The following is a 12,256-nucleotide window of genomic DNA, read 5'->3' as shown; positions in this document are numbered from 1 at the left end:
ATTTGCCATGCTAAACCGCAAGCGCGGTGCAAGCACCGCGGCTAAAATGACCGTCCACTCCCCACTCCCCACTCCCCACTCCCCACTCCACACTCCACACTCCCCATTCCCCACTCCCCACTCCCCATTTCCTCTCCGCATTCTCGGCATCGACCCCGGTCTCAACATCACCGGATACGGCGTGCTCCAGCGTGATCCCAAAAAACCCAAGCAGCCACGGGTCATCGAAGCCGGCGTCATCCGCGGCAATGCCAAGCAATCGCTGGAAGAACGTTTGGCGGAAATTCACGCTGGCGTGGCCGATTGCATCGCCACGCTCCGGCCCGCCGTCATGGCCCTGGAGCAGCTTTATTCGCACGTCGCCCATCCCCGCACGTCCATATTAATGGGCCATGCCCGGGGCGTCATTTGCCTGGCCGCGGCCCAAGCCGGGATTCCGGTGGTCCATTACCCGGCCACGCAAATCAAGCGAATTCTGACCGGCAACGGCCGCGCTTCCAAGGAGCAAATGCAACTGGCCATTCAACGGGAATTGCGGCTCGATCAACTCCCCGACCCGCCCGACGTGGCCGACGCCCTAGCGGTGGCCGTTTGTCATTATTATCTTGGTCGCACGGAGCAAGAATCGCCCGCCTCCAGCGAACACCGATTAGCAACTAGCGATTAAACACGAGGAGCAATTAGCAACTAGCGATTAGCAATTAGCAAGACATTTTATGTCGGGCTAATCGCTAATTGCTAATAGCTAATCGCTATTTCCAGTGATCACCAACATTTCCGGCCGCTTGCTCCGTCTCGATGTCGAATCACTCACGCTGCAAGTCGGCGCGTTCCAATACGAAGTGCTCATTCCCGAATTCGCCCGCCGCCGGCTGCAATCGCAAATCGACCACGACATCAGCCTGCACACTATCGAATATCTGGAAGGCAGCGCCATGAACGGCCGCATGACGCCACGGCTCATCGGCTTTCTCACCGAGGTGGAGCGCGAATTCTTCGACCTGGTCTGCGAAGTCGACGGCGTCGGCGTGAAAAAAGCCCTCCGGGCCATGGTTCGCCCCGTGCGCGAAGTCGCCGCCGCCATTGAAGAGCAAGATGTCAAATCGCTCGCCGGCCTGCCCGGCATCGGCCCCGCCACGGCCGAGCGCATGGTCGCTAAGCTCCGCCGCAAAATGCCCAAGTTCGCCCTGATGGTGGCCCGCGACGAGCCGCGCACCGCTGAAACCGAAGCCGACCGCGACATCCTGCGCGAAACTTTCGACGCCCTCCGCTCACTCGGCCACAGCGAACACGACGCCCGCCGCCTGATCGAAGCTGCCCTGGAAACGAAAAAGAAACCCAAAACCGTCGAAGAAATGCTCCAAGCCATTTACCAGCAGAGCCACAAGAAATAGCGATTAGCAACTAGCGATTAGCGACTAGCGAGGAATTTTTTCTCCGGCTAATTGCTAATTGCTAACCGCTAATTGCTTCTTCATGCCCAACCCCGCCGCCACCGCCGAACTTGCTCACACGCCGCCGCCGCAAGGCCACGCCTGCGCCAATTGCGGTTCGCCCGTGGAAGTGGGCGATAAATTCTGCAACGTTTGCGGGGCGTCGCAGCCGGCGGCTCAGCAAGCGCAACCCGTCACGCCGGCTACCCGCACCGTCGAGTGCAAAAACTGCGGGGCCAAACTGACATTGGCCGCCGACCAGCGCAGCATCACCTGTCCCTTTTGCGATTCCAACATGGTCGTCGACAGCACCGACGAACAAACCGGCCGCCAGCCGCCGGAGTTCATCATCGGCTTCGCCATCACGCCGCAGCAGGCGCTGGAAAAATTCCGCCAGTGGCTCCGCGCCAGCGGCATGTTTCGCCCCGGCGACCTCAGCACCGCCAAAATCGAGGAAAAACTCCGCGGCGTGTACGTGCCGTTCTGGTCGTTTTCCATGCTCGCCCAAAGTCAATGGACTGCACAAATTGGCGAGCATTGGTATCGAACCGAAACCACCATCATCGACGGCAAGCCTGTCACTCGCACCGTCACCGAAACCGAGTGGTGGGACCTCGCCGGCCAGCACCACAATTATTACAGCGGCTACCTGGTTTCCGGCAGCCGCGGCCTGCCGCAAAATTATGCCGAAGGCATCAAGCCCTTCCGCTTGGAAGCGCTCAAGCGTTATCAGCCCTATTTTCTCGCCGGCTGGCTGAGCGAGGAATACAGCGTGGTGCGAGACCAAGCGCTGCCGCTCTGCCAACAAGAATTCCAGCGCTGGGAACAGCGAAACATCGAAAACTTCCTCCCCGGCGACACGCATTCCCGCGTGCTGGTCAACTGCGAATTCAGCGACGTCTATTCCGACCTGATTTTGCTCCCCGTCTATTTGCTGTCATACCGCTACGGCGACAAGCTGTACCGTTTCCTGCTCAACGGCCAGACCGGCAAAACCACCGGCGACAAACCGTATTCCTCCATGCGCATTGGCCTGGCCGTGGCGATCGGCATTATCGCAGCAATTATTTTATGGTGGCTGGCAACGCACCGGTGAGGCAAAATGACCAATGACCATCCCGGCGCGCCGGGATGGTCATTGGTTATTCACTATTTCGTGGCTCCGTGACTCCGTGGTGAATTTCGATGTCAGATTTGCTCCTCAAATGCACCGTCTGCGGCGCGGTCCTCGACGAGGAAGATCTCTTCTGCCCCAACTGCGGCGCCGAAGCGCCCACTTCCGCCACGCCCCCAACCCCAGATCAAAATAGCCCGACTGTGCCAGTCGGGAACTCCGCCGCCCCACCGACCACTGACGCCGCCCCCGCCACCCACCTCACCACCTGCAACTTCACCTGCCGCAGTTGCGGCGCGTCGATGAGTTACGACGCCAGCGCCCAAACCCTCCGCTGCCCGTTCTGCGGTTCGGAGCAGCTCGAAAAAAAGCCCGACGCCAAAGAAATTTCGCCGGATGCCGTTGTTCCCTTCGCCGTTTCGCGCGATCAGGCCGTCGCCGGCATGCGCCAGTGGCTCGGCCAAGGCTTTTGGCGTCCCGGCGATTTGGCCCAGCAGGCCGCCGTCGTCGGCATGCGGCAAGTTTACATTCCCTATTGGGTCTTCGACGCCCAAACGCACACCTATTGGACCGCCGACAGCAGCCATACGCCGCCGGGCGCGCGGGCCAGTTGGTATCCCGTGTGCGGCCAGCATGAAGGAAATTATTCGGGCCTCTTAGTCGGCGCTAGCGGCGCGCTCACCGGGGCTGAAACCGCCGCGCTCTGCCCGTTCGATTTATCTTCCGCGGTGCCGCCGGACAAAGTCGACCTGCAAAACGTCATTTTCGAGCGCTTCACCGTGCCCCGCAAATACGCCCGGCCATTGGCCCGCCAAGGTTTAGAAAGCGGCGAGTCCGACGCCTGCGGGCAATACGTGGCCGGCAAGTGCCGCAACATGCGCGTGAACGTGCGCATTACCAATCTCGCCAGCCGACCCATGCTCCTGCCCGTATGGATGATGGCCTACCGTTACCGCGACCAGGTGTTCCGCTTTTTGTGCAACGGCCAAACCGGAAAATCGTCCGGCCAGGCCCCGGTGTCCTACAAAAAAATCGGCGTGGCCGTGGCGATTGCGGCCATTATCCTCGCGCTGATTCTGTTCTGGCTGCTCGCCGCCGGCCGCCACCACGCAGCGCGCTGGGACCGGTTTTCGTTCACACCTGCTGCTTCAATACAAGCGATGTGGTCGATTCAACCTATAACGCCGCTGAATTTACTCTGATTTACACCAAGGTGAAACGTCGTATCCAACTTAGCGTAATTCTCCCAACAATTTGGTTTCGGAATTGCAATTCGCCACTGACCAGAAGTAGAATTGCGGTTGCGTCTTTGAGAACTCTCTTGCGTACGGTTTTTATCATGTCCACCGCCAAAGAAACCATGAGCCGTATTATCGCCGGGCAACCCGATGATAGCTCCTACGACGAAATTCTCCGCGAATTAGCTATGGCCCGCATGATTGAACGCGGCCTGGAAGATTCGCAGCAAAAGCGCGTTATCGGCGACGATGAAATGAAACGGAGGATCGACCGTTGGGGCAAATAAATTGGACGCATGAAGCCGAGGTGGCTGCGCGAAATTCACGATTACATTGCCCAAGATAATCCGCCGGCCGCCAAGCGAACCATCTACGGCATCTACCACAAGGTTCAACTGCTGAAGCAGTTTCCCGAATTTGGTTACCGTTACGAACACGATGAAGGCCGTGGCATTCGCATCATTCTCTACGGCCATTACCGGATCGCTTATTTGGTCAAGACATCCAGCGACATCGATATTTTAGGCGTGTTCCACGCCGCACTCGACATCGAACGACTTCTATAGCCTAATTGCGGCTTCATTTGCGTCGGCGCTTTCTGCTATACTGACGGCGTTACTCAACACCCGTACAGCATCAGTAGGCCAATTTTACGCCTATGCGTGAGCCGATTGTGAAACCGTCGTCGACCGACGCCGCTGCCGACGACAAAGTCGTCGGCTTGGGCGGACCGCATGCTGGCTTTGGCGAGAAACGGACAACAGACATCGATAATTCCACCACGGACGACGTCGATCGTCTGCTTCGCCCGCAGCGTATGAAAGACATGGTCGGCCAGCGCGAAGTGGCCGAGCGTTTGGAAATCGCGCTCGATGCCGCCCGCAAACGGAGCGAAACGCTGGGCCACATTCTCTTCGACGGTCCGCCTGGCCTGGGCAAAACCACCTTCGCCACCTGCATTCCGCGCGAATTGGGCGCATCGCTCCAAATCGCCAGCGGCGCGGCCCTGATGGCTCCCAAAGATTTGGTCCCGTATCTGTCTAACGCCGAAGAAGGCTCGATTCTATTTATCGACGAAATTCATCGCCTGCCCAAAGCCGTGGAAGAATTCCTCTACCCCGCGATGGAAGATTTCCGCATCGACATCACGCTGGGCGAAGGCGTGAATGCCCGCACCATCAACATGCCGCTGCGGCCGTTCACGCTCATCGGCGCCACGACCCGCACCGGCCTGATTTCCGCTCCGCTGCGCGACCGCTTCCACTTGCGCGAGCATTTAGATTTTTACACGGTCGACGAACTGAGCGAAATTGTCCGCCGCAGCGCCGTCAAACTGCGCGTTAAAATCGACAACGCCAGCGCCGAGGAAATCGCCCGCCGCAGCCGCGGCACGCCGCGCCTGGCCAACAACCGCCTCCGCTGGGTGCGCGATTACGCCATCAGCCGCGCCGACGGCCAAATTAGCATGGCCGTCGCCCAGGCCGCGCTGGAAATGCAAAGCATCGACACGCTGGGCCTCGACGGGCAAGACCGCAAATACTTGGAAACTATCGCCCGGGTTTTTCACGGCGGCCCGGTGGGCGTGGAAGCGGTCGCCCACACGCTCAATCTTTCACCCGACACGCTCTCAGACGAAGTGGAGCCGTATCTGCTGCGCAGCGAACTGGTCATCCGCACTCCCCGCGGCCGCAAACTCACCGCCACCGGTTACACACACCTCGGCCTGACCCCCTCCGCCGAAGCCAACGCCGCCCAACCCCAAGGCCGGCTGTTCAATTGAAAATTCCCGTCCCAAGCCGACGACTTTGTCGTCGTAAATAAACCGCAGCGGTCGTTCCAGACATGATTGCCCATGCGCCTCGCTTTCTCTTCCAACGCCTATCTCCACTTTTCCATCGAAGACACGATCGCGCGCATCGCCGGCCTGGGCTACACCGGCATCGAACTCCTCGCCGACGTGCCGCACGCCTGGCCCGCCGGCTTGCTGCCGGAGCGAAAGAAATCGATCCGCCAAGCACTCGACCGCCACCAGCTCACCATTTCCAACATCAACGCCTTTATGATGAACGCCGTGGCCGATCCCCGGCAACCGTATTGGCATCCCGGCTGGACCGATCCCGACCCGCACTACCGCGCCATCCGCCGCGAACATACCAAACGCAGCCTGCAACTAGCCCACGAACTGGGTGCACCCTGCATCACCACCGAGCCCGGCGGCCATCTCACCCCCGAGCAAACCTGGGACGACGGTGCACGGATTTTTTACGACGAGCTAATGCCCTGCGTCGAACTGGCCGAAAAGCTGCAAATCAAACTGCTGATCGAGCCGGAGCCGGAACTGTTGATCGAAACCTTCGGCCAATACTTGCAATTTGTGCAGCGGATCAACTCCCCCTGGGTCCGGCTGAACTTCGACATCGGCCATGCTTATTGCGTGAATGAAGATCCGCAGCATTGGGTCAAAAAAATGGCCCCACACACCGCGCACTACCATTTCGAAGACATCGCCGCCACGCGCAAGCACGAGCATCTCATTCCCGGCCGCGGCGCCATCGACTTTCCCGCCACGCTCTCCAAAATCCACGCCACCGGCTACACCGGCTGGCTCACCGTAGAGTTGTACCCCTACATCGACAACCCCGACACCGCCGCCCGAGAAGCCCGCGAATTTCTGACCCAAACCGCTGCGCAAATCGGCATTTCAATCCATTGATCACCGCAGAGACACGGAGACGCAGAGAGAACATTTTTATAATGCAGCCAGGAATGCAGAAAAGAATGAATATCACTTTCATGCATTCATAGTTTCCTTATTACTCATTTGTTTGCTCCGCGTCTCTGCGTCTCCGCGGTTCATTTAAACATTTGTGAACACACCTTCAATTAAACCGTCGCGCTTGCTCCCCTGGCTGCAGCTCATGCGCCTGCCCAACGTGTTCACGGCCATGGCCGACGTGGCGATGGGCTTTCTGTTCACGCACGAATCGCTGTGGCCGCCCGGCACATTTGTCTTGTTATTGGTTGCCTCCAGCGCCCTCTACTCCGCCGGCATGGTCATTAACGATGTGTTTGATGTTGAACAAGACCGCCGCCAGCGCCCGGACCGACCCATCCCATCGGGCCGGATTCAATTGCAACAAGCGATTCCACTGGGATTCCTCTTCATCGTCGTCGGCGAAGCGAGCTGCGCCTTCGCTGCTCTGGCAACCCGCGATTGGCTGCCGCTGATCCTTGCTCCCATTTTGGCCATCGTAATTCTGCGATATAACTCACGCTGGAAGCGCACACCGTTGGGCCCGGTGGCGATGGGCGGCTGCCGCTTTCTGAACGTGCTGCTGGGGATGAGCGTTTCGCCCCAGCCGCTAGGCGCCGCGAATTATCTTGTCGCCGCCGGCATCGGCGTGTACATCGTGGGCCTCACCTGGTTTGCCCGCCGCGAAGCTACAACCAGCCCACGAAATCATCTGCTCGGCGGTTTCATCACGATGCTTGCCGGCCTGGCCCTGCTCTGGTTGTTCCCAAAATTTTCCTCGGCGCCCTCCTTGGCCGACATCTGGAATCTGCATCCGCAATATTGGGCCCTTCTCTGGCTGGCCCTGGCCGCGCTCATCGGCTGGCGATTTGTGCGCGCGATTACAAACCCGCAGCCGGCACTGGTCCAAGCGGCGGTGAAAACCGGTATCCTCAGCATCATCGTCCTCGATGCCGCCGTGGTGCTGGGCGTCCGCGGCTGTGTACCGGCCCTCGGCGTCCTCGCGCTGCTCATCCCCGCCATCCTCCTGGGCCGCTGGGTTTATTCAACGTGAACATAAAGCCGCGGCCGTCGGTCGCGCTGCGCTACGATACAATGTCCGGTTGCACTTCAGCGCGACCAACGGTCGCGGCTTTATAAAATGGATTCGTTATGGCGTTAATTCTCCTCTCCATTCCCGGCCTGCGCCAGCGCGATTTGTCATCGATGCCCAAGCTGCGCCAGCTCACCCGCCACGGCGAGCAGGCCACGCTCACCCCCAGCTTTCCCTGCGTCACCTGCCCGGTGCAGGCGAACATGACCACGGGCAAGTTGCCCAACCAACACGGCGTGATTGCCAACGGTTTTTATTGGCGCGACAAGCAAAAGGTCGAGATGTGGACCGCCTGGAACGATGTGATCGAAGCTCCGCAAATTTGGGACCTGCTCGGCCAACACGGCGACGAACTCACCACCGCCGTCTGGTTTCCGCTGCACAGCAAAGGCGCGAATGCCGATCTCATCTGCACACCCGCCCCGGTTCACAATCCCGACGGCAGCGAATCGCTCTGGTGCTACACCCGCCCCACGGAACTGTACGGCCAGTTGCGCGACCAGCTCGGCCACTTCCCGCTGCAGCATTTTTGGGGACCGCTGGCGAGCATCAACAGCACGGCCTGGATTGTCGATTCCGCCCTCATCGCCGCTCGCCAATCGCAGCCGCAGTTTTTTTACATCTATCTGCCGCATTTAGATTACGCAGCGCAGAAATTCGGCCCGGATAGTCCCGCCGCACTGGCGGCACTCGCAGAACTCGACGAGCAAATCGGCAAACTGTCCATAGGGTTACAAGAAGCGTACAAGACATCCGAGCACCCTCACCCCGACCTTCTCCCAAAGGGAGATGGAGTGGAGTGGCTCATCGCCAGCGAATATGCCGTCGTCCCGGTCGATCACGTTTTGTATCCCAACCGCCTGTTGCGAGAAGCCGGGCTACTAAAAATTCACGAAGAACCCGACGGCGAACAGCTCGATTTCGCCGCCAGCCGCGCCTGGGCCCTGGTCGATCATCAATTTTCCCACATCTTCACCCAGCCCGGCGACACGGCGGCCATCGAAGAAGTGCGACAATTGTTCGATAGCCACGTCGGAATCGCAGAAGTGCTCAGCGCCGACCAACTCGCCCGCTTCCATCTCAACCATCTCCGCTCCGGCAACGTCGTCCTCATCTCCACGCCCGGCAGTTGGCAGGCGTATTACTGGTGGCTGCTCGATGAAAAAGCCCCCCGTTTCGCCCGCACGGTAGATATTCACCGCAAGCCGGGTTATGATCCGGTGGAGTTGTTTTTCGATCCGGCTACGCGCGGCATCCCATTGAACGCCGGCCTTGTGTGCGGTTCACATGGCGCGCCGGCCGAGAACGAAAGCCAACGTGGCGTTATTCTCAGTTCGCACGGCGGCTTGTTAGGCAACCAAGTTCTGCTCGATACGCAAGTGTTCGACATCGCGCTGCGCTACTTCGGCTGCTGAGCCGTTGGCGAAAAGCCCGCGGCGCAAAACCTGTGGCGTAAAACAGCAGTGCAAACGCAAACGTCAGCCTATAGGGGGAAACCATGAAACTGCCGCGTCGCACCTTTTTGGCCAGCGCCGCAGGCGCAGCCACCACTGCCGCCGGTGTCGGCGCCTTCTCGCTCGCAAACTCGGCCCACGCCGCCGATGCCCCCGCCATGCCCGGCGTCGGCACAAAAACGTTCCACGGCAACGTCACCACCGCCGCGCTGGACGAAACCGCCTCCAAACCCATCCTGCGGCAAGAATTGTTTCCCGACCCCGTCATCATCGAATCGGTCGAGCTGTTGCACAAAGGCAAAGATTACTTCGTCCGCGTCCGCAGTAAAGACGGCGCGGAAGGCCTCTCGGTCGACAATGGCCGCATGGATGTCCTTGGCCCCATTTTTCACAAGCTCGTCGCGCCATACTTCATCGGTCAAGATGCCCGCGGATTGGAAGAACACCTGTTCCAACTCTACCGCCACGGCGACAACTACAAATTCCAGGGCCTTGCGTTTTGGGTTCCGGTGGCGATGGTCGAATTCGCCATTCTCGACATGCTGGGACGCATGAGCAATAAATCGCTGGGCGATTTGCTGGGGGGCGTGCAGCGCAACAGCATTCAATTTTATGTCGCCAGCGGCCGCCGCGACACCACGCCGGAGCAGGAAATCGATTACCTGAAAAGCCTGATCGAAAAAACCGGCGCTCACGCCGTCAAATATCGGGTCGGCGGCCGCATGAGCCGCAACGAAGACGCTCTGCCTGGCCGCACCCCCGGCCTCATCCCGCTGTCGCGCAAGGCTTTGGGCGACAGCTTCACCATCCTGGCCGACGCCAACAGTTCGTACGATCCGCCGCAGGCCATCGAGGTGGGCCGCATGCTGCAAGACATCGGCAGCATCCATTTCGAAGAGCCCTGCCCCTTCGACAATTTCGAAGCCACCAAGCAAGTCACCGATGCCCTCTCCATTCCCATCGCGCTGGGCGAGCAGGAGTCGAGCCATTGGCGATTTCAAGAACAAATCAAAAATCACGTCGCCGACGTCGTTCAGCCCGACGTCTATTATTACGGCGGCCTTATCCGCTCCATTCGCGTCGGCCGCATGGCCGCGCTGTGCAACTTGCCGATCATGCTGCACCTGTCGGGCGGATTCGGCTTTGTGTATTCGCTCCATTATTGCTCGTGCGTGCCGAACATCAGCCCCTGGCAGGAATACAAAAACGGCGTCGAAACTTACGGCCAATGGTTCGATCCGCCCCTGCGCACCGCCGACAGCACTTTGAACATTCCCACCGGGCCCGGCTTGGGCCTGGGCGATCCAAAAGAAATTTTGAAAGGCGCCACGGTGATCACCGCCCCAACGTCGACCGCCAAGCCGCCGACGGAATAAAACGGCTTGATGCCGCTTGTGGGTCTCTGCCTTGCCGCGCATAAGCCCTGGTTCAACCGAAGGTTCCCCCGCGCTTTCCTCTCTCCGGCAATCGGCTACAATGTTGCGCGCCGCTCTGGCAACCTCCGTCACGCTTTCTCACGCACCAACTCCACGGATGAAAGGGAGAAAACCATGACACGCGCCGCTCGCTTGCTCATCATCAGTGCCGCATCCATTCCGATCGTGCTGATGCATTCGCTTCCCGCCAGCGCCCAAAACTGGCCCCAGTGGCGCGGGCCCAATCGCGATGCTAAAGTCACCGGCTTCAAAGCGCCGGCCCAGTGGCCCAAGGAGCTTACGCAAAAATGGAAAGTCACGGTGGGCGAAGGTCCCTCGACGCCCGCCTTGGTCGACGACAAACTGTACGTGTTCGCCCGCCAGGACAATAACGAAATCATCCGCTGCTTGAATGCCGCCACCGGCGAGGAATTGTGGAAAGATCAAAACGAGGCCCAAGCCCCCAACGGCCCCTCGGCCGCCGCCTTTTCCGGCCCCCGCAGCTCGCCCGCCGTGGGCGAAGGCAAAGTCGTCACACTGGGCCTGCGCGGCGTACTGAACTGCTACGACGCCGCCACCGGCAAAAACTGTGGACCAAAGACGATTTTCCCGGCGCTTGGCCGCGCTTCTTCACCGGCAGCTCCCCCATCATTGCCGAGGGCCAGTGCATCGCCCAACTCGGCGGCAATAAAGAAGGGGCCATCGTCTCCTACGACCTGAACACCGGCGAAGAAAAATGGCGCTGGACCGGCGACGGCACCGCCTACAGCTCGCCCATGATGTTCACCGTCGACGGCCTGCCGGTCCTCGTCACCCTTACCGAAAAAAGCGTGGTGGCCATCAACCCGACCGATCAAAAAATCCTCTGGTCCACCCCCTACACGGTTTCGCGCGGAGGCTACAACGCCGCCACGCCCATCATCGACAGCAACATTGTCATCTTCTCCGGATCCGGCCGCGGCACGAAGGCGGTCAAGCTGGAAAAGAAAGACGACACCCTGGGGCCGACCGAGCTGTGGAGCAATCCCGACCTTTCCGTGCAGTTCAACACGCCGGTCCTGAAAGATGGCTTCCTGTACGGCATTTCCAGCGCCGAAACCATGTTTTGCCTGAGCGCCGCCGACGGCAAAACCGCCTGGCAAACCCCACGCATGGAAAACGGCGCAGGCGCCCGCCCCGGCTACGGCTCCATGGTCGATTGCGGAAGCGTGCTGATGGCCCTGACCCCCGCGGCCAACCTGCTGGTATTTGAACCCAGCGCACAAGAATACAAGCAAATCGCCAGCTACAAAGTCGCCGACGGCGATACGTACGCTTACCCCATCATCTCCGGCAACCGCATTTTCATCAAAGACAAAACAGACGTCGCGCTGTGGACGCTGGAGTGAATCCGCTCAGAGCGCGGGCACCGCCGATCGCCGGTCCAAACGCTTGCGGTTTAGCCGCGACACACTGGCAGAACGCTCCACCCCACACAGCCCCTCCGCCTTCTACCCCCTGCCTTCTGCCTCCTTTTTTCTGCCTCCCGCTTCACCCCTCACCCCTCACCCCTCACTTGCCCCCTGGCCCAAAAACTCCCTTGCCTTCTGCGCTGAAATGTACTAATGTACACATAGTTGCGTAACGTAAAACCTCGCAACATCCAGCCACGCCGTTTTCGGTCGGATGTTCCGTCCGCGGCCCGCTGGATCAAACCTCCGTGTTTCCACTGCTTGATGACGAGGTGTTGTGTCCGTGGCTTGATCGATCAGTCGCGC

The 12,256-nt window shown here is 59.8% G+C and carries 13 protein-coding genes; all 13 read left to right on the top strand.

Annotation, left to right across the window (positions count from 1 at the left end):
* Nucleotides 1-7 precede the first annotated feature (7 nt).
* The 13 genes from ruvC (at nucleotide 8) to VMJ32_04260 (ending at nucleotide 11,887) form a co-directional block, all read left to right on the top strand.
* A complete protein-coding gene (gene ruvC, locus VMJ32_04320; protein ID HTQ38225.1) occupies nucleotides 8-667 on the top strand; it encodes a crossover junction endodeoxyribonuclease RuvC in 660 nt (219 codons plus the stop codon).
* Between the two features lie 94 nt (nucleotides 668-761).
* A complete protein-coding gene (ruvA, locus tag VMJ32_04315) occupies nucleotides 762-1,394 on the top strand; it encodes a Holliday junction branch migration protein RuvA (GenBank protein HTQ38224.1) in 633 nt (210 codons plus the stop codon).
* An 82-nt stretch (nucleotides 1,395-1,476) separates the two neighbouring features.
* Nucleotides 1,477-2,529 carry a zinc ribbon domain-containing protein gene (locus VMJ32_04310; GenBank protein ID HTQ38223.1) on the top strand — a complete coding sequence of 351 codons (1,053 nt, stop codon included), beginning with the start codon at nucleotides 1,477-1,479 and terminating at the stop codon, nucleotides 2,527-2,529.
* Between the two features lie 89 nt (nucleotides 2,530-2,618).
* Complete coding sequence (locus VMJ32_04305) at nucleotides 2,619-3,749, top strand: zinc ribbon domain-containing protein (GenBank protein HTQ38222.1); 1,131 nt, start codon at nucleotides 2,619-2,621, stop codon at nucleotides 3,747-3,749.
* 137 nt (nucleotides 3,750-3,886) lie between these two features.
* Nucleotides 3,887-4,072, top strand: coding sequence for a hypothetical protein (locus VMJ32_04300; GenBank protein ID HTQ38221.1), 186 nt, complete (start codon nucleotides 3,887-3,889; stop codon nucleotides 4,070-4,072).
* Between the two features lie 9 nt (nucleotides 4,073-4,081).
* The gene (locus VMJ32_04295; GenBank protein HTQ38220.1) at nucleotides 4,082-4,351 is read left to right on the top strand and encodes a type II toxin-antitoxin system RelE/ParE family toxin; all 270 of its coding nucleotides are present in this window, start codon (nucleotides 4,082-4,084) and stop codon (nucleotides 4,349-4,351) included.
* 92 nt (nucleotides 4,352-4,443) lie between these two features.
* Nucleotides 4,444-5,565: a Holliday junction branch migration DNA helicase RuvB gene (gene ruvB / locus VMJ32_04290; GenBank protein ID HTQ38219.1), complete on the top strand. Its 1,122-nt coding sequence runs from the start codon at nucleotides 4,444-4,446 to the stop codon at nucleotides 5,563-5,565.
* A 72-nt stretch (nucleotides 5,566-5,637) separates the two neighbouring features.
* Entirely contained in the window at nucleotides 5,638-6,498 is an 861-nt protein-coding gene (locus VMJ32_04285; protein HTQ38218.1) for a sugar phosphate isomerase/epimerase family protein, read from the top strand.
* A 154-nt stretch (nucleotides 6,499-6,652) separates the two neighbouring features.
* On the top strand, nucleotides 6,653-7,591 hold the full coding sequence (locus VMJ32_04280) for a UbiA family prenyltransferase (GenBank protein HTQ38217.1): 939 nt from the start codon (nucleotides 6,653-6,655) through the stop codon (nucleotides 7,589-7,591).
* A gap of 98 nt (nucleotides 7,592-7,689) precedes the next feature.
* Complete coding sequence (locus tag VMJ32_04275) at nucleotides 7,690-9,045, top strand: alkaline phosphatase family protein (protein HTQ38216.1); 1,356 nt, start codon at nucleotides 7,690-7,692, stop codon at nucleotides 9,043-9,045.
* A gap of 83 nt (nucleotides 9,046-9,128) precedes the next feature.
* The gene (locus VMJ32_04270; protein HTQ38215.1) at nucleotides 9,129-10,460 is read left to right on the top strand and encodes a mandelate racemase/muconate lactonizing enzyme family protein; all 1,332 of its coding nucleotides are present in this window, start codon (nucleotides 9,129-9,131) and stop codon (nucleotides 10,458-10,460) included.
* A gap of 174 nt (nucleotides 10,461-10,634) precedes the next feature.
* A complete protein-coding gene (locus VMJ32_04265; GenBank protein HTQ38214.1) occupies nucleotides 10,635-11,219 on the top strand; it encodes a PQQ-binding-like beta-propeller repeat protein in 585 nt (194 codons plus the stop codon).
* Nucleotides 11,147-11,887 carry a PQQ-binding-like beta-propeller repeat protein gene (locus VMJ32_04260; GenBank protein ID HTQ38213.1) on the top strand — a complete coding sequence of 247 codons (741 nt, stop codon included), beginning with the start codon at nucleotides 11,147-11,149 and terminating at the stop codon, nucleotides 11,885-11,887. The genes VMJ32_04265 and VMJ32_04260 overlap by 73 nt, the downstream gene beginning before the upstream one ends.
* The last annotated feature ends 369 nt before the right edge of the window (nucleotides 11,888-12,256 follow it).

The sequence above is a fragment of the Pirellulales bacterium genome (assembly GCA_035499655.1).
Lineage (GTDB): Bacteria > Planctomycetota > Planctomycetia > Pirellulales > JADZDJ01 > DATJYL01.
The sequence above is the reverse complement of the archived record's forward strand: the minus strand, read 5'-3'. Positions and strand labels throughout refer to the sequence as shown.

Coding starts and splice junctions, on each gene's coding strand:
- ruvC (HTQ38225.1), top strand. CDS start 8: ATGCTAAACCGCAAGCGCGGTGCAAGCACCGCGGCTAAAATGACCGTC.
- VMJ32_04310 (HTQ38223.1), top strand. CDS start 1,477: ATGCCCAACCCCGCCGCCACCGCCGAACTTGCTCACACGCCGCCGCCG.
- VMJ32_04305 (HTQ38222.1), top strand. CDS start 2,619: ATGTCAGATTTGCTCCTCAAATGCACCGTCTGCGGCGCGGTCCTCGAC.
- VMJ32_04300 (HTQ38221.1), top strand. CDS start 3,887: ATGTCCACCGCCAAAGAAACCATGAGCCGTATTATCGCCGGGCAACCC.
- VMJ32_04295 (HTQ38220.1), top strand. CDS start 4,082: ATGAAGCCGAGGTGGCTGCGCGAAATTCACGATTACATTGCCCAAGAT.
- ruvB (HTQ38219.1), top strand. CDS start 4,444: ATGCGTGAGCCGATTGTGAAACCGTCGTCGACCGACGCCGCTGCCGAC.
- VMJ32_04285 (HTQ38218.1), top strand. CDS start 5,638: ATGCGCCTCGCTTTCTCTTCCAACGCCTATCTCCACTTTTCCATCGAA.
- VMJ32_04275 (HTQ38216.1), top strand. CDS start 7,690: ATGGCGTTAATTCTCCTCTCCATTCCCGGCCTGCGCCAGCGCGATTTG.
- VMJ32_04270 (HTQ38215.1), top strand. CDS start 9,129: ATGAAACTGCCGCGTCGCACCTTTTTGGCCAGCGCCGCAGGCGCAGCC.
- VMJ32_04265 (HTQ38214.1), top strand. CDS start 10,635: ATGACACGCGCCGCTCGCTTGCTCATCATCAGTGCCGCATCCATTCCG.